Genomic DNA, 20,403 nt, shown 5'->3' with positions numbered 1-20,403 from the left:
AGTGACGTCGTGTTATTGCACGACGGGTAAGTCAGCTTCTTCAGCGGTTTTTTTCACCCAGTTGAAGTAGCGGAATTTGTATTTCTTGCCGTTTACCTGATTAAGCGTTTTTAATTTCCGCTCGGTATCCGGATAAATCGTGGCGTCTTCTTTAATCCATTTACAGACGTCGTCTGACTGACAAATACCGATCTCCCTGAGCGGCACGCGCAGGGTGCCGGCGTTGGTGACGGTCCCCCGTGCGGGATCGATATGCAGCGAAACGCGCTCCGTGGCAGGGGCCAGATGTACCAGCGCCCCCCAGATAACATTGACCCCAAGCTTTGCCGTCGCTGCCGTGCTTTCGGGCTGGCCGGGAATAATGCTGTCCGGCTGTTTCACCCCTTCAAAATAGACTCGCCAGGTGGTCTCTTTTTCCGGCGGCGTCAGTGAAACAAGGCGCACCACGCGCATTGCGCCTGCAGCCAGGGCAAATTTATCGGGCGTCACCACGACGCCGCCTTCTTTCCACGAAGCAACGTCAATCTCTTTTTCCTGGGCCGTTCCGGGGTTAAGAATTTTCTTTTGCCTCACCCGAATGAACTGAATATCATCCGTTTTCGATGCCACTTTTATTTGCGCTGCGCCGGCGCTATCCACGTTAAGTTCCATTGGATAGACGCTCATATTGGCCATTGTCATTTCTGAGAAAAATGACAGCGACAGCGCGGCGACATAAAACGCGGTTGTCATATTCACTTTTTGTTTCTGTTTCACATTCAGCCTGCCTGCTCTGAGTTCTTGTGCGGTTTTTAACACCAGGACACCGTCTGCTTTCGTATCGCTTCAGGGCAGGGAAACTTTAACCAGAACAGCAGGTTGTGAAAATTTGTATTAGTTAACCGCTGATATACAGTGATTTATCCTGATTTGCTGGTCTTAAAGTTGTATAGTTAAAAGAAAATGCCGCTACCCAGGATGGGAAGAAAATTCCTGTTGATGAAAAAAGAACCAGCTCAGGAAGCGATTTTCTTGCCGATGTCACAGGGATAAAAAAGCCTGCGGTAATAGCTGAGAGTGAAATATGTTTTTTATATGCAATAATTCGTTGTTATTTGATCCTGAAGCACATGCAATTAGTCTTGTTGGTCAACCGGAGTCTGTATTAACGCTCTCGGCGCCAGCCGTTCGCCTTTTACAGGAGTTTATTCGTCATAAAGGGCACGATCTGAGTCGGGAGGAATTAATTACACGCGTCTGGGAGGAGTATGGCTTTACGCCGTCTGGAAATAACCTCAACAAAGCGGTCAGTGAATTACGCAAAGGCTTCCAGTCTCTTGGGGAACATCATAATTTCATTGTGACGATACCCCGGTATGGATTCCGTTTTGTTGCCGATGTGATTTGCCAGCCTGCGCAAATTGTTCAACCCGCTGAAGCACAGCCGTTCTCTTCCGTCGTGCCGCCAGAGGCAAAACGTCAGCGTATTTCCCTTAAATGGGGCGCCGCGGCAGCGGCATTGTTAGCATCAGCACTGGGGTTAGGCCTGCTGTTTAACCAGCAGCAGAAGATCGCTATACCGATGACGCCAAAGCCCGTCGCGCAGAAAATAGCGGGCTGTAGCATCTGGCTTATTAACGATCATGGCCGGCCGCTGGTGCTCTCGAAACTGGCGGTGCTGCTGGAGGCGAATAACGTGGCGTGCGCGCGCGAAGCGTACAATATCTACTATTTCAGCGCCCGCTTTAACCTTGCAGTTGCGGATGAAGTGTTCATTGGTGCATGCCCGGTCAATAAAACCAGCCTGTGCAAAACCATTCGCTATAAAAGCGGGGCAGAAAAATGAAAATGAGACTTCTGTTTGCTGCGGGTGGAGCGCTTGCTGGCGGCGCGCTGGCGCTCTTTATTTATTCCGGGGGCATATATAAGCGTGATGCGCTGGCCTGCAGTACGGAATTTAACTTTACGCGTAACGAGGGAAAAGCGAATGAGGTCCGGGTCAATACCTTGGCCCAGTTCTATTTTCATCGGGACGGCACCGGCTTAACAACGTACAAAGGTGCAGCTATGGCTGAAGGCCGGGGCATGATCGTTGACAGGGATGTGGATTTTACCTGGTCGCGACGGGATGATGATAACGTTATCGTGTTGAGCTACACCAAAACCTGGCGTCGGCATAATGACAATACCCCGGACGAAAAGTGGGGAGGCTTTGCGAGGCCGACAGCCCGCTATTACCTGACGATCTCTGAGCTTGCGCCCGCCGTGTGGCTCATACAGGACCGGCTCTATCCCACCTATATTTGCCGCGGTGACTAGGGCATAAAAAAAGGAGAATGCCTGAGGCATTCTCCTTTTTGTTTCAGCAGGTCTGCTTAATCGCGGCTGGCGAAGCCCAGGATGCTCAGCAGGCTGACGAAGATGTTGTACAGCGACACATAGAGGCTCACGGTCGCGCGGATGTAGTTGGTCTCACCGCCGTGAATGATGTTGCTGGTTTCATACAGGATCGCGCCGGATGACAGCAGGATAAACACCGCGCTAATCGCCAGGTGCAGGGCAGGCAACTGCAGGAAGATGTTTGCCACCATACCAATCAGCACCACCACGATACCCGCCATCAGCATACCGCCGAGGAAGGACATATCCTTGCGCGTGGTCAGCACGTAGGCCGAGCAGCAGAAGAACACCAGCGCGGTACCGCCCAGCGCCATGCCAATCACGTCACCCATACCGGCAGACAGATACGCGTTCAGGATCGGCCCCAGGATATACCCCAGGAAGCCGGTGAAGGCGAACGCGGAAAGAATACCGACCGGTTTATCAGCGGTTTTGTAGGTCAGGAACATCAGACCGTACATCCCCACCAGCGTCAGGATCAGGCCCGGAGACGGCAGCATCAGCACGGTGCTGGCGGTAGCGGTGATAGCCGAAAACGCCAGCGTCAGGCTGAGCATGAAATAGGTATTGCGCAGCACCTTGTGGGTGCTCAGTAGCGATGTGCGGTCGCGTGAGGAAGTAATTATACGATCCATGAGTCACTCTCTTATGACAGATGTAATTAACGGAAAGAATAGGAAACGGCGCGCCAGTCTCAAAGTGGTTTTACCCATCTTTACTCAGCACGTTAGCGCTGAAGGTGGTTGTTTCTTCTGCAAAAGCATGTGTAACTAGTATGAACGGCGGTTTAAAAGTATTTACCAGATCAACCTCTTATAGGTTACTGAAAAATATTGCGTTATTGCATTTCGGGCGCTAAGAGTTATCTCCGGATCGTCATAAAACAGACAATAAGGCGAAGGAAATGAAACCACAAACACGCACGCGCTTTACGCTCTCTTTACTCACCGCCGGGATCCTGTGCGCCAGCACGGCGACCTGGGCGGCTAACGTGCCAGCAGGAACAGCGCTGGCCGAAAAACAGGAACTGGTCAGAAACAATGGCAGCGAACCGGCCTCGCTCGACCCGCACAAAGTCGAAAGCGATGTCGAATTCAATATTATCAGCGATTTATTCGAAGGGCTGGTGAGCGTCTCCCCGTCAGGAGAAATCCAACCCCGGCTGGCTGAAAAATGGGAGAACAAGGACAACACCGTCTGGACGTTCCACTTACGTCCGGGCATCACTTGGAGCGACGGGACGGCCATTACCGCAGAGGATGTGGTCTGGAGCTGGCAGCGCCTGGTTGATCCAAAAACCGTTTCACCGTACGCCAGCTATCCCGGCAACATGCATATCGTCAACGCGGCCGATATCGCTCAGGGGAAAAAATCCCCCGACACGCTGGGCGTAAAAGCAATTAACGATACCACGCTGGAAGTGACGCTCACCCAGCCCAACGCGGCGTTCCTGGCGATGCTGGCGCACCCGTCGCTGGTGCCGGTGGATAAAGTGCTGATTGGCCGCTTCGGCGAAAAGTGGACCAAACCGGAGCATTTCGTCAGCAGCGGAGCGTATAAGCTGTCCCAGTGGGTGGTCAACGAACGCATTGTGGCGGAGCGTAACCCGCGCTACTGGGATAACGCGCATACCGTTATTAACAAAGTCACCTATCTGCCGATCACCTCCGAGGCCTCGGATGTGAACCGCTATAAAGCGGGCGAAATTGATATTGTGTATACGGTACCCATTAACCAGTTTGCTCAGTTGAAGAAAACGCTGGGCAGCCAGCTGGACGTCTCCCCGCAGCTGGCGACCTATTACTACGAATTCAACACCACCCGTCCGCCGTTCAACGATGCCCGCGTGCGCAAGGCGCTGAACATGGCGCTGGATAAAGACATCATCGCTGAGAAGGTGATGGGGCAGGGGCAGCGCCCGGCGTGGCTGATTAGCCAGCCGGACATCGGCGGGGTCAAGCTGCAGAATCCGGATTACGCCAGCTGGCCGCTGGACAAGCGCATTGCTGAGGCGAAAAAACTGCTCAACGAGGCCGGGTATAACGAAAGCCATCCTCTGAGCTTCAACCTGCTCTATAACACCTCTGAATCGCACCAGCGCATCGCGATTGCGGCCAGCTCTATGTGGAAGAAAAACCTCGGCGTAGACGCGAAGCTGCAAAATCAGGAGTGGAAAACCATGCTGGATACCATGCACACCCACAACTTTGACGCGGTGCGCTACGCCTGGATTGCCGACTACGACGACGCGGCGACCTTCCTGAACAACTTCCGTACCGGCGACAGTGAAAACACCAGCCAGTACAGCAACCCGGACTACGATCAAGCCTTGATCAACGCCGCAAAGGCCAAAACGCCGGCAGAGCGGGGTAAGTTCTACCAGCAGGCAGAGGATCTGCTTGGGCGTGATGTGCCTGCCATTCCGGTTTATCACTACGTCCGTACGCACCTGGTGAAACCGTGGGTGGGTGGCTTTACGCCGGATAAGCTGGGGTACTATTTCACAAAAGATATGTACATCAAAAAGCACTAAGCGAGAGGGCTGGATTTTATGCTGATAAAATCGCCGATGTGTTGTCAGTTCAACCGATTAAGCACCTTTTGGCTAATTTTAAAGCGAACGATTGCAGCCACTCTTTACAGCATGCGGTGAGGTGTTTATAGTTCGCCTCACTCAGGAAGTGTGGCCGAGCGGTTGAAGGCACCGGTCTTGAAAACCGGCGACCCGAAAGGGTTCCAGAGTTCGAATCTCTGCGCTTCCGCCAGATATAAACCCCAGCTTACTCGTTAAGCTGGGGTTTTTCTTTTTGCGCGTATCTGTAAACCTGACGTCTATGAGCGGATAAAGGCCAGAATATCCGCGTTAATGGTATCCGCGTGGGTGGTATGCATCCCGTGCGGGAAGCCCGGATAAATTTTCAGTACGCTGTTCGCCAGCAACTTATCCTGCAGCAGGGCAGCATTCTTATACGGCACGACCTGATCGTCATCCCCCTGCATCACCAGAACGGGAACCGTAATTGTTTTCAAATCCTCTGTCTGATCGGTTTCTGAAAACGCCTTAATTCCCTCATAGTGTGCCCTGGCGCTGCCGATCATGCCCTGACGCCACCAGTTCTGAATGGTGCCCTGTGAAACCTCGGCCCCCGCCCGGTTAAACCCATAAAAAGGACCGCTGGCGACGTCGAGGTAAAACTGGGCGCGATTCGCGGCCAGCGCTTTACGAAAGCCGTCGAAAACCTCTACAGGTGTCCCGCCGGGGTTGTTTTCTGTTTTCACCATCAACGGTGGAACGGCGCTCACGAGCACCGCTTTGGCAACGCGCCCCTGCGGCTGGCCGTACTTCGCAACATAGCGGGCCACCTGGCCACCGCCGGTTGAGTGGCCGACGTGCACCGCATTGTGCAGATCCAGGCTTTCGACCACGGCCGACGCGTCAGCCGCATAATGATCCATATCGTGCCCTTCGCTGACCTGGTCCGAACGCCCGTGACCACGGCGGTCGATTGCGATAACGCGATAGCCTTCCGCAAGGAAGAAGAGCATCTGGTTATCCCAGTCATCGGCACTCAATGGCCAGCCGTGATGGAAAACAATGGGCTGAGCCTCTTTCGGACCCCAGTCTTTGTAGTAAATATTGACGCCGTCTTTCGTTGTTACGAATGCCATACCGCAGACTCCTCTGTTAAAGACGCAACGATCGCTGGCTGAGCGCAGAGCGAACCATTATTGTCTTCATGATGTTGGCTTGTTTTGTTTCCCGTACCGACAGTACCCCTAAAGTGTAGGAGAAATAGTAAAACCGGTGGGTTTCATTCGTGTGAATGGTATCCAGAAGGGGAAAGCGAATGATGGGCTCTGGAGTGAGTCCCAGAGCCATCAGAGGAGGAGGCGTTAACGGTTCTCTTCAATATAACGGGCGAGATCGGCCGGGGTTTTCAGCACCGTCGCCACGTCGGTAGGCGGGATCATACAGCCGTAAACGTCCTGCACCTCCAGCACCATGTCGACTGCCAGAATGGAGTCGAGAATGTCGGATTCAATCAGCTCATCGTGAAAGCCAACCTTGCGGGATAACACTTTTTCAAACAGGGCGAGAATATCGTGTTCCATCATTTTTCCTGGGATAATTAATGTGTGCGGGCGTAAGCGTCCAGCAGCTTGCGGTCAATTTTGCCGTTAGGATTTAGCGGCAAAGCGTCTTTTACGATAATTTGTGAAGGCACCATGTAGTGGGGCACCACGTTTGCCAGCGAGGTTTTGATTGCCTCCGGTGCCAGCTCCGTCACGCAGAACGCGGCGATGCGCAGCACGCTGCCGCAGGGTTTCATCAGCGGCATCACCACCGCTTCGCTGATGCCGGACATGGCCAGCAGGCGGTTTTCAATCTCGCCGATCTCGATGCGGTATCCATTCAGCTTGACCTGGCTGTCGTTGCGGCCCTGGCAGTAGATGAGCCCGTCTTCATAACCCAGATCGCCGGTCCGGTAGCCGCGGAACGCATCATCTTCCCGACGCAGCAGTTTTGCCGCGTTCTCCTGCGGTAGGCCTAAATAGCCGCGCATGACGTTTTTGCCCCAGATAATCAGCTCGCCCTCGGCGGAAATTTCCATTCTGCTGTCCGGCATCATCACGCCCACCGGCAGCACCGCGCTGTCGCTGTTAAGGATCTCATCCGTGATCTCAACCACGGTTGTCGCAATGGTCGCTTCCGTTGGGCCATAGGAGTTGATGATTTTGGCCTGCGGGAAACGGCGGCGGAGCTGTTTCACCAGCGCTTTATTGAGCACTTCACCAATGAAGATAAAGACGTTAAGTGCAGGCAAATACTCGCTGTTAAAGTGCGGAGAAAGCAGTTGCTGGTAGGCAAAAGAGGGGGTGGAAACCCAGGCGGAGGCCGCGTTGCTTTGCAGTCGCTCGAGCCAGTTCTCTTTCTGGATATCCTCTTTGGCATTCAGCACGATGTGGCCTCCCATCGCCAGGTTCGCCAGCAGAGGGATCAGGGAGAGGTCAAAGCTGAACACCGCGTGGTTCATTAGCACCGGTTTTTCCGGCAGCGAAAAGTCCTGGCTGACCCACTTCATGAAGTGCCATACGCTTTCACGTCCAATCTGCACGCCTTTCGGTTTTCCGGTGCTGCCTGAGGTAAACATGATATAGGCCAGATCCTGCTCCTCCAGCACCTTGCCCGCCTCGCCGGTGGCGATGAACTGCCGCGTCGCCACGTCGTAGTAGTAAGGGGCGCCGGTCAGGTTGCAGATCTCGCGAAGCCGCTCCTGCGGGTAAATGCAGTCCACCGGGATGTACGGAATGTTGTGCAGCAGGCAGCTATAGATCGCCACGGCGAACTCGGCCTGCTGATGGCCGTACAGCACGATCGGCGTACCGTCTGCGGGCTGGCAGCGTCGATAACGCTCTGCCCAGTCCGTCACGGCAGAGGAAAGCTGGAGCCAGCTTAAGGTTTCGTCGCTGCCGCTGATGGCCAGCTGCTGCGGGGAGGCGGGATCGCGCAGTGCCGCACGCAAGAAATACTGCAGTTCCTGAAGATCGGAGTGATTTTTCATAGAGGTGACATTCCACTGAAGATGTAAAGGGATCCTGCGGCGCTTCCCAGCGTCAGAATTCGTCCCAAAAACGCAACGGCCGGATACTGCAATCCGCGGTGTAACGATGGGCTGCGTTTGGCTGACCACAGCAGCATGTTGTGCGCGACGGAAATCGCGCCAAACAGCGCGCCGCTGATGACGTAATGGCGTTCCAGGCCATTCCACGCCCCCATGCAGAACAGGGTGCAAAAAATACCGATATTTTGCGCCAGCGTTTTGTTCTGGCGGAAAAAGTTAAACTTCATCAGGTTCATATAGACGGGCATAAAGACCACGTCGCGCAGCCATTCGGACAGGCTGATGTGGAAGCGGCGCCAGAAATCCTGCGGGTTCTTCGCAAGGAGCGGCATGTTGAAGTTTGCCGGAATATTCAGCCCAAACAGCCGGCCCGCGCCGATGGCCATATTGCTGTAGCCCGCAAAATCAAAGTACAGATAGGCGCTGTAGGCAATCGACATCACCACGCCCACGGTCAGGGTAAACGGCTTATGGCTCCAGGGCTGCACGACGAGCGAATCGATCAGCATGGCAAACAGGAACTTCTGAATGATGCCGGTAATAATTTGCTCCAGCGCCGTTAAAAACTGTTCGCGGTTAAGGACAAATGCCGGCTTATTCACATCGCTCATCCATGTCCGCCAGCGATACATCGGGCCGGCCAGAATAATAAAGGGCATAAAGAGATAGCAGAAATAGTGCAGGAAATTCTGGCCCTCTTTTTTACTGCGATACAGCAGTACATCCACAGCGCGGAAGGTCATAAAAGAGAGACCGATTGTGCCGAGGTGATAATTAAAATGTAATTTCACCAGAACCAGGGGCAGCAGCGTTAAAACGACCGCCTGCCAGGTTTTTAATCTGCCTTTTTCTTTTAACGTGGCGACAAGATAAAACCAGCAAAAGACGGCCACGGGAACACTGTAATTGCCCTGAAAAATATAACCCCAGCCTAATGCTGTCACTACGGATAAGGAAACTAGCCAGGTCAGACGGTGGCGTAAAACACGATTAACCATCGCAAACGCCAGCGCGGATGAAAATAAACAGACAAAAAACATTCCTGAGCTGTACATCATTTCGCCTCAGAATTTTTGATATTCAAAATGCAGCTGCATACTCATGCTGTCATCGACAGCGGTCCATGCAACGACGGTGATCGCCAGCAGTAAATAAAGGCAAAAAAGACGGATCGCGATTTTCATTATTTAAAACTCTGTGCAATAAAGCGAAGCATTGGCACCCAGGCCAGTTCGGTAGGGTGCAGACGATCCCAGTTCCAGCCGTTCTGATACGGCATGGCGTACATATCCAAATACGGGATCTGGTTCTCTTTCAGAATGGTTTGAATCTGCTTATCGAACGGGCGGAAGGTGTCGGTATTGTAAAGCGCCCATGGGTTAACCGGGTCGACGATAGCAATCACCTGCACGTGATGCGCTTTCAAAAGCTGAACGGTTTTCCTGAACGCGGCGAACTGCCCCGGCACCACCGGCGTGTCATCCCACTGCTGCGGCTTACCGTCCTCGTCGTAAATCGTTTTGTCCATCCACAGCGTTGCCGCGCTCTGATGGCGTTTTTTATTCAACTCCCGGGCATTCGCCAGCGCTTTATCCCAGTCAGGGGAAAGACGGGCGGTTGGCTGCTGAGGCCAGGGCTGCGCCGTCTGTGGCCTGATGTTGAGCAGCGACAGCCAGTCGTTTTTAATCAGGGTGCAGAAGTTTGCAAACTGAAAACTCAGCTCGTCCCACATCAGCGCCGGATGCCAGCCATACACACGCATTTGCCCGAAGGTTAAATGGCTTATCTCTTTCGCATCAATATGCTTCAGGTAATTAACCAGGAACGGGCGCGCCTGCGGATCCTTCATCAGGGGATTAAAAATCGAGCCCGGAAAATTATCCGCATAGATAGCGGGCGGCAGGCCTTTTGAATAAAAGCCGTCAGGCGCCAGAAGCAGCACCACTTTGCTGTTTGCGTTAAGGCTATCTTTAAAACGCGAGAGAAGTAAAAATTGCGTTTCGTCATCGACAAACGCATCGCCATAGGCCACGACGGGCTGGTGCAATTGCTTATTAAAATAATTAAATACGGCGTAATGTTCCTCTTCTGAGGTGGCGACCTCAGACGCACCAAGGAAGAAAATAGCATTCCCTTTTAAAGCATGGGAAATAGTGGCTATTTTTTCCGCCTGTTCTTTTGTCGTCCCTGCCATGGACTTGATCAGCGGCTGGAATTTAAGCGGCGGATCAAAGCTTGTCACCAGCGGGTGAAAACTCAGGACTAAAATGGCCAAAACGGCCATCAGGATATGTAAGCAAAACGTATTTTTGATTTTCATCATCAACCAATAAGGCGCTATGACAGTAATGCGTTAAAACCCGCATTACCCGGATTTATTACCATTACAAAACACATGGCCGTCTATTTTTTTTGGCATTCTATACCACGGTGATTTAAAAGGATGAGCGTTGCTGTGTAACGGTATGTACAAGGGGAGAAGGGGGGAGGGCTGGTAAGCGTCCGGGTGACTTTTTGCGCAGTCAAACGCCTGCAGGCAAAAATAGAAAAATTCCTGCTTTACAAGGCGCTAATAGATGTTTATAGTGCGCCTCACTTTGGAAGCGTGGCCGAGCGGTTGAAGGCACCGGTCTTGAAAACCGGCGACCCGAAAGGGTTCTAGAGTTCGAATCTCTACGCTTCCGCCAAATTCGAAAACCCTGCGATAGCTATATCGCAGGGTTTTTTCGTTTTACAGCGCAATTACCAGCTCCCCGGAGTGACTCCGCGAACAGCAGAGCGCCACCTGCTGGTCAGCCGCGCTTTTTTCTGCCTCCGACTGCACGCTATCCCTGTGGTCCACCACGCCGTCAATCACCGGCGTCAGGCAGGCGCCGCAGATCCCCATTTCGCAGGACAGCGGCACGTCCACGCCGTTTTCCTGTAATACCTGAGCGATGGTCTTATCCGCAGGCACCGGCCAGCGCTCGCCGGTGGAGGCAAGCTTGACCGTAAAGATCTCGCCTGCGACGCCGCTTGTGACAGGGGGAGCGGGCTGAAACGCCTCGCTGTGGATATGGGCGTCATTCCATCCCTTCGCCGCCGCCACATCGCGCGCTTTCTCCATAAACCCCGCAGGTCCGCACACCCACGCGTGCAGCCCCGCTTCAGGCGCGGGGAAATGCTCCGCAAGCGTGGTTCGTGGGGTGCTGGTATGAATAATGCAGTCACCGCACTGCGAGAGTTCGCGCGCAAACGCCGCGTTTTCCCGGTTTCTGACGTAATAGTGCAGCGTAAACGGCGTTCCGGTCGCTTTCAGCTGCAATGCCATCGCATACAGCGGCGTAATGCCAATCCCTGCTGCCAGCAGCAATACCCGCTCAGCCTGATGCAGCGGAAACAGATTGCGCGGGGCCGAGATTGAAAGCCTCTGGCCCGGACGCAGCGTTTCGTGAACGTAGCGCGACCCGCCGCGCGAGGCGGCTTCTCGCCCCACGCAGATAAGATAGCTCTCGTCGCCACATGCCCCGGTCAGAGAGTACTGGCGGACCACGCCGCAGGGCAGGTGGACATCAATGTGCGCGCCGGGTCGCCACGCCGGTAGCGCGTCGCCGTTTTCGGCCACCAGCCTGACGGCGAGGCTTTTATCCCCCTCGCGCCACAGCCCGTCAACGATCACGTTCAGCATATTGGCCTCCGTTATACCAGGAAAAATTCGCCAAAGCCCATCTTCTTCAGTCCCCGACGGTAGGCAATCGAACTCTTATCTGCCGGAATATGGGCTTCCAGAGTGAGATCCAGCGGCAGACTTTCCGGGCGCTGGGTTTCGACCATCAGGCGATCCTCTTCAAAAATGCGCAGGTTAAAGGCATGCACGTCCTCCACCGGAATATGCAGATCAAAGTTGCGCGCGATGGGCGCGAACATGCGGGTCACCCGTGACGAGACGGGCGAGGCGGCGTTCATAATCACCAGCCGCGATTCACCCGGAAAATGAATCGTCAGAGTGGCGGTAAACGGCAGATGCATTTCAAAATGGCGCAGCCACTGGAACCCTTCTGGCGCCTGCACGGGTGAACTGGCGGGATAGTTGCTCACGGAACTCCAGTAATCGGCCACGAAACCGAAGGGCGTCTCCTGCGGCTGATAGATAGGGACAAGCTGATTATTGGGGTCGGCAAAGGTATCGGTATGGATCCACGCAAAGTGGGCAACATCCAGAAACCCTTCCACCTGGCGCCCGGCGAAGCCGTTCACCTCAAACGCCGGGCAGTTGATCTGCTGAAATCCGTCGTCGCTCCAGTGCGGCATGGTGGGCAGCGGCACGGGATTGTCCGGGTCAAACGCCAGGCAGGTCCAGATCAGGCCGAAGCGCTCTTCCACCGCGTAGTTAATTAGGTTCAGCTTCGCCGGAACGGGCTGGTCGGGGCTGGACGGAATGCGGTTGCAGCGGCCGTCTTCACCAAAGCGTAAGCCGTGGTAGGGGCAGATAATCCCGTGATCGTCGTGAAAGCCGAGCGTCAGCGGCACGCCGCGGTGCGGACACACGTCCCGGGCAACCACGACCTGGTCGTTAATTCGGTAAATCACCAGCTGTTCATCCAGCAGGGTGGCCTTGACGGGGGCCGGGCCGACGTCGCAGGCGCGCGCAACCGGATGCCAGCATTTCGCCAGGCGCAGCCAGTCCTCTGGCTCAAACGTGCAGTGGGCGGGTGGTGTCGGTTCTCTTTTCATCGTTGTCCCTCTTGTTCAGCCTAACGGGCCGCCCTGAATGGTCTCGCACAGACCGTTGATAATGCGTTCCCCGGTCTCCTCTTTGAGTTCCTGATACCAGGCCTGCGTCAACGCCATATCTTTCCCGTGGGTGACGTCGCAGCGTTTACGCGCTTTCAGCACCAGGTCACGCACACGGTCGCAGCGCAGGGCTTCGTACTGCCGCAGCGCCAGCGTAATGTTGTGGTTTTCACGCAGGCATTCGCCCAGCACCACGGCGTCCTCCATGGCCGCGCAGCCGCCCTGGCCGATATCCGGCGTGGTGCTGTGCCCGGCATCGCCGAGCAGCGCGACGTTGCCGCGAACCAGGCTGTCGAACGGCTCAATGTCATGGATTTCAATGCGGTTGGTGGTATCGGGATCCAGCGCGGCGATAAGCTTCTGCACCGGCGGCGCCCAGCCGCGGAAGTAGCCCGTAAGATCGGCGCGCAGGGTGGTGCGATCCTCCGCCAGGCCCGCGGGCAGCGGCACGTCAAAAAAGAAATAGAAGCGTCCGTTGGAGACGGGCATCAGCGACACGCGTTTACCCTCGCCAACGAAGGTGGTCCACTGGTGCGCCGGGGCAATCTCTTCATCAATCTTCACCAGCCCGTTCCAGTTCACGTATCCGGCGTAGCGGCGCTCCGGGGTATAGCCCAGCACGTACGGACGAACCGCCGAGTGGCTGCCGTCGGCGGCAATCAGGAAATCTCCGGCTGCCGTGCTGCCATCGGTAAAGGTGACGCTTACGCCCGCGTCGTCTTCGTGGACGTGTTCCACGCGCTTGCCGAACTGCACCTTGTCGCGCCCCCAGAAGTCCAGCATTTCGCGCTGGAGTTCAGCGCGCGAGACGGGGCAGGGGCGCCCGCCGGTACGCTCAACCAGCGGGGCGAGGCTGAAGCGGGTCAGGGTGTCGCCGCGCCGGTAATCCTTGTAGGCCATAAAACGCATCGGACCGCCGTAGGTTTCGATAATGTCGCCCATGCCGAGGTGCTGCATACACTTCACGCCGTTAGGCCAGATGGAGATGGCCGCCCCGACGGGCCGGATCTCTTTTACGGCTTCGAACACGGTACAGTCGATGCCCGCTTTCTTTAGCGCGACGGCAGCGCTCAGGCCGCCAATACCCGCGCCAATGACGATTGCTTTCATGCTTCTCTCCTTTTGCAGGGTGTAAAAACATTCAGCAATTTGCGTACCAGGCTGCAGAGTGGCGAAAACGGCGTTGTGGGAGGTGAGTTTGCACTGCTAAGGTGCGCAAACACGGTGAATATGCCTTTTTATGAATCAATAATTTCCTGTCCAGCCATACAGAATCGACTGTTTCACATCGGCGACAAGAGTGGCGTGGTTTGTGCAACAACCCGGAGGAGGACAATAAAGGAGACACTATGATCGCACTGCACGACTTCAATTATCTTCCTGAGAAAGAGGCTCTCGCGCTGCTCACCCCCTGCGTGGCGCTCCCCGGTTGGGCTGAGGCGCTGGTTTATGGACGGCCTTACCCGAGCCGGAGTGAATTGACGATCGCGGCGCAGGCGCTGATGCAGCGCTGGGATGAGGCGTCGTTAGCGCAAGCCCTGAGCGCGCACCCGCGCATCGGGGAAAAGCCCGCGGGTGCACATGTGGAGGCGGCGCTGTCGCGTCAGGAGCAGGGCGCGGTGAATGACCGTGACGCGGCGCTTGCGCAGGCGCTGCGCGAGGGTAACGCCCGCTACGAGGCCCGCTTTGGGCGCGTATTTCTGATCCGCGCGAAGGGCCGCAGCGGCGAGGAGATATTACAGGCCCTGCGCGCGCGGCTGGAAAACAGCGACGCGCAGGAAGTTCAGGCGGCGCTGGAACAGCTGCGGGAAATTACGCTGCTGCGGCTGGAAGGAGTGATTAGCGAATGAGCACGCTCAGCACCCATATTCTCGATATTTCAACGGGCAAACCCGCCGCGGGCGTGACGGTTCACCTTGAACGGGAGGGCGAAATCATGGCGACGGGCGTGACCAACGTTAATGGTCGCATCACCGAATTTGTCCCATTCCTGCCAAAAGGACGCTATCGGCTGGTGGCGGAGATCGGCGGGTGGTTTCGCGCAACCGGCCGGGAGACGATCTACCCCTGCGCGCAAATTGAGTTTGTGACGGGAGAAGCGGCAGACGAGCACTTCCATCTGCCGTTTGTGATTGCGCCAGGCGGATGGTCAACCTACCGGGGCAGTTGACCACACCCGCTCGCCGTTGACCCAGGTCTCACTGATGTTGCGCTCGTCGCCCAGGGTCATCAGCACAAATAGCTGCTCGTAGATATCCTGACAGCGGCGATTGCGCAGGCGCTGCAGCGGCGTCACGTCAGGATCGATAACCACGAAATCCGCCTCTTTGCCGGGGGCGAAGTTGCCAATCTTATCGTCCAGCCTGAGGGCGTGCGCGCCGCCCAGCGTGGCGTGATAAAACGCCTCGCTGGCGCGCAGGCGGTAGCTCTGCAGCTGGCCGACCTTGTAGGCTTCTCCCAGGGTGCGCAGCATGCTGAAGGTGGTGCCCGCGCCGACGTCGGTGCCGATGCCCATCCGCACCTTGTGCTGCCAGCAGGCGGGCAGGCGAAACAGCCCGCTGCCGAGAAACAGGTTCGAGGTGGGGCAAAACGCCACCGCCGAACCGGTGTCGTGCAGGCACTGCCACTCGCTGTGGTGCAGATGAATCGCGTGGGCAAACACGCTGCGCTCGCCGGTCAGGCCGTAGTGGTGATATACGTCCAGATAGCGCTCGTGCTCCGGCCAGAGATCGTTCACCCAGGCCACTTCGTTTGGGTTTTCGCTGAGATGGGTCTGCAGCCAGGTATCCGGAAACTCCTCTCTGAGCAGGCTGACCGCGGCGAGCAGCTCGGGTGAGGACGTTGGGGCAAAGCGCGGCGTAATGGCATACCCCAGCCGCTCCCGGTGGTGCCAGCGCTGGATCAGCTCCCGCGTCTGCCGGTAGCTCTGCTTTGCATCTTCGCTCAGGTAGTCCGGCGCGTGCCGGTCCATCATCACCTTTCCGGCGATAAGGCGCATGTTGAGGCGCAGGGCTTCGGTAAACAGCGCTTCGACCGATTGCGGATGCAGCGTGCAAAACACCAGCGCGGTGGTGGTGCCGTTGCTCACCAGTTGGTTAATGAAAAATTCGGCGATCTCTTTCGCGTAGGCTTCATCGGCAAACTGGCTCTCCACCGGGAAGGTGTAGGTGGTCAGCCACTCCAGCAGCTGTTCGCCAAAGGCGCCGATCATCTCCGTTTGTGGATAATGAACGTGGGTGTCGACAAAACCGGGCAGCAGCAGCCTGCCGCGGAGGTCCGTGTAGCCTTTGTGGGGGTCGAGATACTGCTCGCCCTCCTGCCACGCCATCTGCGCCAGAATTTTTCCGTTCTGGATAAACAGCAGCCCGTCCTCAAGGTAGCGGGCGTGTTGGGCAATCGCGTCTGCGCTGTCGCAGACCTGCGCGATATCGAAAAATGCACCGCGTATCGCAGCCTGGTATTCCATCGTGGGTCCTGCCTTAGTGTTTGCGTAGCGGGGTGAAAAAGCTCAGCAAGAACGGTGCCAGAATGAACGGGCCGCAGATAAACTGCGGCCGGAGGGAGGGGTTACTCTTTTTGCGTCGCCACGCGGGAGCTGAACGAGGCCGCGCCTGCCGTCTCGCGCTCTTCCCGCGCCAGCCAGCGGTAGGTCACGCCGCCGAGGAAGACGCCGATAAACCAGCTGAAGTTTGCCACTTCATGCAGGGCCGGGATAAAGCCAATCACCAGACCTACGGCAACAGATGGGATCAGCGCGCCAATGGCCTTCGGGTTAAAGCCGTTGCGGTACCAGTATTTGCCCTTTGGCGTGTCGTCGAACAGATCGTCTACCGACACCTTGCCGCGCTTAATCAGGTAGAAATCGGCAATCAGAATGCCGAACAGCGGGCCGATAAACGCTCCGAGCACGTCCAGGGTGTAATGGATGAGCTCCGGCGAGTTGAACAGGTTCCACGGGGTGAGCAGGATCGAGCCGACGGCGGCAATCATCCCCCCGGTGCGGAAGCTGATCTTCTGCGGCGAGCAGTTAGAGAAATCAAACGCCGGTGAGACAAAGTTCGCGACGATGTTGATCCCGATGGTGGCGGTGATCATCGTCAGCAGGCCAATGGCCACGGCCAGATCGTTACCTACGCGGCTGACGGTTTCGATCGGGTCGGTGATCATGCGGCCAAACAGCGACTGGGTGCCGGAGACAATCACCACGGTGACGATGGAGAACAGCAGGAAGTTAAACGGTAGCCCCCAGCGGTTGCCGCGGCGGATCTCACCCATGCTTTTGCCGTAGCGGGAGAAGTCGCCAAAGTTGAGCAGCGGGCCGGAGAAATAGGAGACCACCAGCGCGGTCGCGGTGATCATCTGCCAGGTTTGCTCGCCCGCGCTCAGGGATTTGCTGGCGAGGGTGAAAGAGATCCCATCAAAACCGGTCTTGTATACAATCCAGCCCGCGAGGGCCAGCATCACCACATAGACCGCCGGACCGGCGATATCAATAAAGCGCTTAATGGCGTTCATGCCGTGCCAGAAGACCATCGCCTGAAGAACCCACATGATGGCAAAGCAGATCCAGCCCAGCGGCGACAGGCCCAGGAAGGCACCGGTGGTAAGGCTCGCCAGAGAAGGCCAGAACTTCAGCACCACCAGCATCAGCGCGTTGGCGGCAAGCCAGGTCTGGATGCCGTACCACGCAAAGGCGATAAGCCCGCGGATCACCGCCGGAATATTGGCCCCGAAGACGCCAAACGCCTGACGGCTGATCACCGCATAGGGCACGCCCGCCATCTGGCTCGGTTTGGCTACCAGGTTGGCGCACAGTTGCACAATGCAGATCCCCACCAGCAGGCAGAGCAGCACCTGCCAGCTTGCCAGCCCGAGCGTAAAGAAGCTCGCGGCAACAACGTAACCCCCCATGCTGTGAACGTCGGACATCCAGAAAGAAAAGATGTTGTACCAGCTCCAGTTCTGGTCACGCGTCGGTGCCAGATCCTCATTGCAAAGACGTGGGCTGTAAACCGTACCGGAATCAGCGGCCGTACTCTGCTGTGCGTTTTGACTGTTTGGCATGAAACCTGCTCCTGTGAATGAAAACCCGTTGAGTGGGAGTGCAAACGGTGTTGCAGGATCCAGGCCAAAATAATAAATCTTGTATGCAATATTTTATTTTTATGTATACGATTCGATAACGGAAAGTAAAATTCGGAGTGGTGAATGAACAACATAAACGCCCTGCAGACCGCGCCAGGCCTGCATGACAAAGACGAAACCATCTTCCAGGCGCTGATGACCGCGATTGTGGAACATCAGCTGCTGCCGGGGAGCAAATTGCCGGAAGAGGCGCTGGCCGAGGTGTTTGGCGTGAGCCGCACGGGCATCCGCAAGGTGCTTCAACGACTCGCCGCTGTGCAAATGGTCACCCTGACGCCCAAACGTGGTGCACACGTCGCCAGCCCGACGGTGGAAGAGGCGCGGCACATCTTCCGCACCCGCGCGCTGCTGGAGGTCGCTAACCTGCCGGACGTGCTGGCGCACTGTCAGCCGCCGCACCTTGCCGCGCTGGAGGCCATTATTCGTCAGGAGCAGCAGGCGCACGAGGCGTACGACGGCCCGGCGGCAATCCGACATTCCGCCAGTTTCCACATTCAGCTGCAGGCCATCTCCGGCAACCAGGTGCTCACCGAGATGGTGACAAGCCTGAGCCAGCGCTCCTCGCTGGTGATTGCTACCTGGGGCGCGCCGTGGCGTCAGGGCTGTCGCTGCAACGATCACGAACAGCTTGTGGATCTGCTGCGTCAGAAGGCGCAGCAGCCGCTAAGCGATGCCCTCATGCACCATTTTGAACACATCGTTGCCAGCCTCTGCTTCGAGCGGGCGGGCGAGTGCCTGCCTGATTTTGCCCGGCTGTTTGCCGGCCACAAGGAGTCGTAATGTCATCTGTCTGTATACAAGTGATCAACCCCAACATCAGCCTCGCGATGACGGAAACCATCGGCGCGGCGGCCCGCGCGGTGGCGGCACCGGGAACGGAGATCCTTGCGGTTTGCCCGAGCGCGGGCGTGCCGTCTATAGAAAGCCACTTTGATGAGGCCATCGCCGCCGTTGGTGTCCTGGAACAGATCAAAAAAGGCAGGGAGCAGGGCGTGGATGGTCACGTGATTGCCTGCTTTGGCGATCCGGGCCTGCTGGCGGCGCGCGAGCTGGCGCAGGGGCCGGTTATCGGCATTGCTGAAGCCGCTATGCATATGGCGACGCTGGTCGCGACGCGCTTTTCGGTGGTCACCACGCTGCCGCGCACGCTGATTATTGCCCGCCATCTTCTGCACCAGTATGGCTTTCAGGACCACTGCGCAGCGCTGCACGCCATCGACCTTCCGGTGCTGGCGCTGGAGGACGGCAGCGGTCTGGCGCAGGAGAAGGTGCGCGCGCGCTGTATACAGGCGCTGAAAGAGGATAGCTGCGGCGCCATCGTGCTCGGCTGCGGCGGCATGGCGACCCTTGCGCAGGAGCTGACCCGCGAGCTGCGCGTGCCGGTGATCGACGGCGTCAGCGCGGCGGTGAAGATGGTGGAATCGCTGGTGGCGCTGGGACTCACGACCAGCAAGCATGGGGATCTGGCCTTCCCGGAGAGCAAACCGTTAAGCGGGCATTTTCAGGCATTGAATCCATTTTAACTTTTGGGGGTGGTATGGGGCTTTTCGAACAGGATTATCCGCGGGATCTGCGCGGCTATGCGGGCAACCCGCCGCATGCGCGGTGGCCGAATGAGGCGCGCATCGCGGTGCAGTTTGTGCTCAATTATGAAGAAGGGGCGGAAAACCACGTTCTGCACGGCGATGCCGGATCCGAGCAGTTCCTGTCGGACATCATCGGCGCGGCCAGCTACCCGGACAAACACATGTCGATGGACTCCCTTTACGAATACGGCAGTCGCGCCGGGTTCTGGCGGATCCACAATGAATTTCAAAAGCGCGGCCTGCCGCTGACGGTCTTTGGCGTGGCGATGGCGCTGGCGCGTCACCCGGAGATTGTTGAGGCGATCAAAGCCGCGGATTACGACGTGGTCAGCCACGGCTGGCGCTGGATCCACTATCAGAACATGGACATCAGCCAGGAGCGCGAACATCTGCACAAGGCGGTGCACGTTCTGACCGACCTGTTCGGCAAGCCGCCGACGGGCTGGTACACCGGGCGCGACAGCCCCAACACCCGCCAGCTGGTGGTGGAGCACGGCGGCTTTGACTACGACAGCGACTACTACGGCGATGATTTGCCCTTCTGGACGGAAGTGGCCTGCGGCGACGGCACCCAAAAGCCGCACCTGATCGTGCCCTATACGCTGGATGCGAACGACATGCGCTTTGCGACCGCGCAGGGGTTTAACACCGCCGAGCAGTTTTATACGTACCTGAAGGACAGCTTTGACGTGCTGTACGAGGAGGGGGAGAGCGCGCCAAAGATGATGTCCATCGGCATGCACTGCCGCCTGCTGGGAAGGCCGGGGCGTTTTCGCGCGCTGCAACGGTTTCTGGATTACGTGCAGCAGCACGATCGGGTGTGGGTCTGTACCCGCCAGCAGATTGCTGACCACTGGCGGGAAGTGCATCCGTTTCAGAAGTAATTGTGCGATGTT

General features: G+C 56.8%; 19 protein-coding genes, 2 tRNA genes and 1 pseudogene. 10 read left to right on the top strand and 12 right to left on the bottom strand.

The features are described from left to right. Window positions 1–12 precede the first annotated feature (12 nt). The gene (locus ACMWL8_RS17780) at window positions 13–732 is read right to left on the bottom strand and encodes a fimbrial protein (RefSeq protein ID WP_206689348.1); all 720 of its coding nucleotides are present in this window, start codon (window positions 730–732) and stop codon (window positions 13–15) included. Between the two features lie 331 nt (window positions 733–1,063). On the opposite strand from ACMWL8_RS17780, the gene ACMWL8_RS17775 reads away from it, so the two are divergent. Together ACMWL8_RS17775 and ACMWL8_RS17770 are read left to right on the top strand one after the other, a co-directional pair. Next, on the top strand, window positions 1,064–1,825 hold the full coding sequence (locus ACMWL8_RS17775; RefSeq protein ID WP_028012617.1) for a winged helix-turn-helix domain-containing protein: 762 nt from the start codon (window positions 1,064–1,066) through the stop codon (window positions 1,823–1,825). Beyond that, complete coding sequence (locus ACMWL8_RS17770) at window positions 1,822–2,298, top strand: hypothetical protein (protein WP_045261697.1); 477 nt, start codon at window positions 1,822–1,824, stop codon at window positions 2,296–2,298. Before ACMWL8_RS17775 ends, ACMWL8_RS17770 begins: the two co-directional genes overlap by 4 nt. Before the next feature lie 56 nt (window positions 2,299–2,354). Here ACMWL8_RS17770 and yccA read toward each other — a convergent pair whose 3' ends face one another. After that, a complete protein-coding gene (yccA, locus tag ACMWL8_RS17765; RefSeq protein ID WP_013097244.1) occupies window positions 2,355–3,014 on the bottom strand; it encodes an FtsH protease modulator YccA in 660 nt (219 codons plus the stop codon). A 269-nt stretch (window positions 3,015–3,283) separates the two neighbouring features. On the opposite strand from yccA, the gene ACMWL8_RS17760 reads away from it, so the two are divergent. After that, window positions 3,284–4,912, top strand: a complete 1,629-nt coding sequence (locus tag ACMWL8_RS17760) for an ABC transporter substrate-binding protein (RefSeq protein ID WP_028012619.1) — start codon at window positions 3,284–3,286, stop codon at window positions 4,910–4,912. Between the two features lie 144 nt (window positions 4,913–5,056). Next, window positions 5,057–5,144, top strand: a tRNA-Ser gene (locus ACMWL8_RS17755). A 67-nt stretch (window positions 5,145–5,211) separates the two neighbouring features. Here the strand turns inward: ACMWL8_RS17755 and ACMWL8_RS17750 are convergent. From ACMWL8_RS17750 to ACMWL8_RS17730, 5 genes are all read right to left on the bottom strand, one after another. After that, window positions 5,212–6,048 carry an alpha/beta fold hydrolase gene (locus tag ACMWL8_RS17750; RefSeq protein ID WP_028012620.1) on the bottom strand — a complete coding sequence of 279 codons (837 nt, stop codon included), beginning with the start codon at window positions 6,046–6,048 and terminating at the stop codon, window positions 5,212–5,214. Between the two features lie 225 nt (window positions 6,049–6,273). Next, window positions 6,274–6,492: an acyl carrier protein gene (locus ACMWL8_RS17745; protein ID WP_028012621.1), complete on the bottom strand. Its 219-nt coding sequence runs from the start codon at window positions 6,490–6,492 to the stop codon at window positions 6,274–6,276. A 17-nt stretch (window positions 6,493–6,509) separates the two neighbouring features. Next, window positions 6,510–7,943, bottom strand: coding sequence for an AMP-binding protein (locus tag ACMWL8_RS17740; protein ID WP_045261696.1), 1,434 nt, complete (start codon window positions 7,941–7,943; stop codon window positions 6,510–6,512). After that, complete coding sequence (locus ACMWL8_RS17735) at window positions 7,940–9,058, bottom strand: MBOAT family O-acyltransferase (RefSeq protein ID WP_045261695.1); 1,119 nt, start codon at window positions 9,056–9,058, stop codon at window positions 7,940–7,942. The genes ACMWL8_RS17740 and ACMWL8_RS17735 overlap by 4 nt, the downstream gene beginning before the upstream one ends. A gap of 128 nt (window positions 9,059–9,186) precedes the next feature. Next, window positions 9,187–10,323, bottom strand: a complete 1,137-nt coding sequence (locus ACMWL8_RS17730) for a D-alanyl-lipoteichoic acid biosynthesis protein DltD (protein WP_045261694.1) — start codon at window positions 10,321–10,323, stop codon at window positions 9,187–9,189. Between the two features lie 279 nt (window positions 10,324–10,602). Between ACMWL8_RS17730 and ACMWL8_RS17725 the strand changes: the two genes are divergently transcribed. After that, a tRNA-Ser gene (locus ACMWL8_RS17725) sits at window positions 10,603–10,690 on the top strand. A 44-nt stretch (window positions 10,691–10,734) separates the two neighbouring features. Here the strand turns inward: ACMWL8_RS17725 and ACMWL8_RS17720 are convergent. From ACMWL8_RS17720 to hpxO, 3 genes are read right to left on the bottom strand one after another with little or no spacing between them, the layout of a single operon-like run. Then, window positions 10,735–11,670 carry a PDR/VanB family oxidoreductase gene (locus tag ACMWL8_RS17720; RefSeq protein ID WP_045261693.1) on the bottom strand — a complete coding sequence of 312 codons (936 nt, stop codon included), beginning with the start codon at window positions 11,668–11,670 and terminating at the stop codon, window positions 10,735–10,737. A gap of 11 nt (window positions 11,671–11,681) precedes the next feature. Continuing rightward, window positions 11,682–12,716, bottom strand: a complete 1,035-nt coding sequence (gene hpxD, locus ACMWL8_RS17715; protein WP_041910590.1) for a molybdenum cofactor-independent xanthine hydroxylase subunit HpxD — start codon at window positions 12,714–12,716, stop codon at window positions 11,682–11,684. Between the two features lie 15 nt (window positions 12,717–12,731). Next, window positions 12,732–13,886 carry an FAD-dependent urate hydroxylase HpxO gene (hpxO, locus tag ACMWL8_RS17710; RefSeq protein WP_045261692.1) on the bottom strand — a complete coding sequence of 385 codons (1,155 nt, stop codon included), beginning with the start codon at window positions 13,884–13,886 and terminating at the stop codon, window positions 12,732–12,734. A gap of 239 nt (window positions 13,887–14,125) precedes the next feature. Here hpxO and uraD point away from each other — a divergent pair, with 239 nt between their 5' ends. Both uraD and uraH read left to right on the top strand, forming a co-directional pair. Continuing rightward, window positions 14,126–14,626 (top strand): 2-oxo-4-hydroxy-4-carboxy-5-ureidoimidazoline decarboxylase, encoded by a 501-nt coding sequence (gene uraD / locus ACMWL8_RS17705; RefSeq protein ID WP_045261691.1) that lies wholly within the window; start codon window positions 14,126–14,128, stop codon window positions 14,624–14,626. Further along, window positions 14,623–14,946 carry a hydroxyisourate hydrolase gene (gene uraH / locus ACMWL8_RS17700; RefSeq protein WP_045261690.1) on the top strand — a complete coding sequence of 108 codons (324 nt, stop codon included), beginning with the start codon at window positions 14,623–14,625 and terminating at the stop codon, window positions 14,944–14,946. Before uraD ends, uraH begins: the two co-directional genes overlap by 4 nt. Here uraH and guaD read toward each other — a convergent pair. Both guaD and ACMWL8_RS17690 read right to left on the bottom strand, forming a co-directional pair. Further along, window positions 14,926–16,242: a guanine deaminase gene (gene guaD / locus ACMWL8_RS17695; RefSeq protein ID WP_045261689.1), complete on the bottom strand. Its 1,317-nt coding sequence runs from the start codon at window positions 16,240–16,242 to the stop codon at window positions 14,926–14,928. The genes uraH and guaD overlap by 21 nt on opposite strands. Before the next feature lie 101 nt (window positions 16,243–16,343). After that, a complete protein-coding gene (locus tag ACMWL8_RS17690; protein ID WP_028012631.1) occupies window positions 16,344–17,840 on the bottom strand; it encodes an NCS1 family nucleobase:cation symporter-1 in 1,497 nt (498 codons plus the stop codon). A 144-nt stretch (window positions 17,841–17,984) separates the two neighbouring features. Here ACMWL8_RS17690 and ACMWL8_RS17685 point away from each other — a divergent pair, with 144 nt between their 5' ends. The 3 genes and pseudogenes from ACMWL8_RS17685 to puuE all read left to right on the top strand — a co-directional run bounded on the left by ACMWL8_RS17685 (window position 17,985) and on the right by puuE (window position 20,391). Next, entirely contained in the window at window positions 17,985–18,701 is a 717-nt protein-coding gene (locus tag ACMWL8_RS17685; RefSeq protein WP_045261688.1) for a GntR family transcriptional regulator, read from the top strand. Further along, window positions 18,701–19,538: pseudogene (hpxA, locus tag ACMWL8_RS17680) on the top strand (allantoin racemase). The gene ACMWL8_RS17685 and the pseudogene hpxA overlap by 1 nt, the downstream one beginning before the upstream one ends. Continuing rightward, complete coding sequence (puuE, locus tag ACMWL8_RS17675; protein WP_375151346.1) at window positions 19,492–20,391, top strand: allantoinase PuuE; 900 nt, start codon at window positions 19,492–19,494, stop codon at window positions 20,389–20,391. Before hpxA ends, puuE begins: the two are co-directional and overlap by 47 nt. Window positions 20,392–20,403 lie beyond the last annotated feature (12 nt).

This window comes from Enterobacter sp. 04-C-12-SI-ECC (assembly GCF_047530715.1).
GTDB lineage: Bacteria > Pseudomonadota > Gammaproteobacteria > Enterobacterales > Enterobacteriaceae > Enterobacter > Enterobacter bugandensis.
The sequence above is the reverse complement of the archived record's forward strand: the minus strand, read 5'-3'. Positions and strand labels throughout refer to the sequence as shown.

Excerpts from the sequence above, each read along its gene's own strand:
- ACMWL8_RS17745 (WP_028012621.1), bottom strand. The coding sequence starts at position 6,492 with ATGGAACACGATATTCTCGCCCTGTTTGAAAAAGTGTTATCCCGCAAG.
- yccA (WP_013097244.1), bottom strand. The coding sequence starts at position 3,014 with ATGGATCGTATAATTACTTCCTCACGCGACCGCACATCGCTACTGAGC.
- ACMWL8_RS17760 (WP_028012619.1), top strand. The coding sequence starts at position 3,284 with ATGAAACCACAAACACGCACGCGCTTTACGCTCTCTTTACTCACCGCC.
- ACMWL8_RS17690 (WP_028012631.1), bottom strand. The coding sequence starts at position 17,840 with ATGCCAAACAGTCAAAACGCACAGCAGAGTACGGCCGCTGATTCCGGT.
- ACMWL8_RS17720 (WP_045261693.1), bottom strand. The coding sequence starts at position 11,670 with ATGCTGAACGTGATCGTTGACGGGCTGTGGCGCGAGGGGGATAAAAGC.
- uraH (WP_045261690.1), top strand. The coding sequence starts at position 14,623 with ATGAGCACGCTCAGCACCCATATTCTCGATATTTCAACGGGCAAACCC.
- ACMWL8_RS17740 (WP_045261696.1), bottom strand. The coding sequence starts at position 7,943 with ATGAAAAATCACTCCGATCTTCAGGAACTGCAGTATTTCTTGCGTGCG.
- hpxO (WP_045261692.1), bottom strand. The coding sequence starts at position 13,886 with ATGAAAGCAATCGTCATTGGCGCGGGTATTGGCGGCCTGAGCGCTGCC.
- hpxD (WP_041910590.1), bottom strand. The coding sequence starts at position 12,716 with ATGAAAAGAGAACCGACACCACCCGCCCACTGCACGTTTGAGCCAGAG.
- uraD (WP_045261691.1), top strand. The coding sequence starts at position 14,126 with ATGATCGCACTGCACGACTTCAATTATCTTCCTGAGAAAGAGGCTCTC.
- ACMWL8_RS17750 (WP_028012620.1), bottom strand. The coding sequence starts at position 6,048 with ATGGCATTCGTAACAACGAAAGACGGCGTCAATATTTACTACAAAGAC.
- guaD (WP_045261689.1), bottom strand. The coding sequence starts at position 16,242 with ATGGAATACCAGGCTGCGATACGCGGTGCATTTTTCGATATCGCGCAG.
- ACMWL8_RS17775 (WP_028012617.1), top strand. The coding sequence starts at position 1,064 with ATGTTTTTTATATGCAATAATTCGTTGTTATTTGATCCTGAAGCACAT.
- ACMWL8_RS17780 (WP_206689348.1), bottom strand. The coding sequence starts at position 732 with ATGACAACCGCGTTTTATGTCGCCGCGCTGTCGCTGTCATTTTTCTCA.
- ACMWL8_RS17735 (WP_045261695.1), bottom strand. The coding sequence starts at position 9,058 with ATGTACAGCTCAGGAATGTTTTTTGTCTGTTTATTTTCATCCGCGCTG.
- ACMWL8_RS17685 (WP_045261688.1), top strand. The coding sequence starts at position 17,985 with ATGAACAACATAAACGCCCTGCAGACCGCGCCAGGCCTGCATGACAAA.
- ACMWL8_RS17730 (WP_045261694.1), bottom strand. The coding sequence starts at position 10,323 with ATGAAAATCAAAAATACGTTTTGCTTACATATCCTGATGGCCGTTTTG.
- ACMWL8_RS17770 (WP_045261697.1), top strand. The coding sequence starts at position 1,822 with ATGAAAATGAGACTTCTGTTTGCTGCGGGTGGAGCGCTTGCTGGCGGC.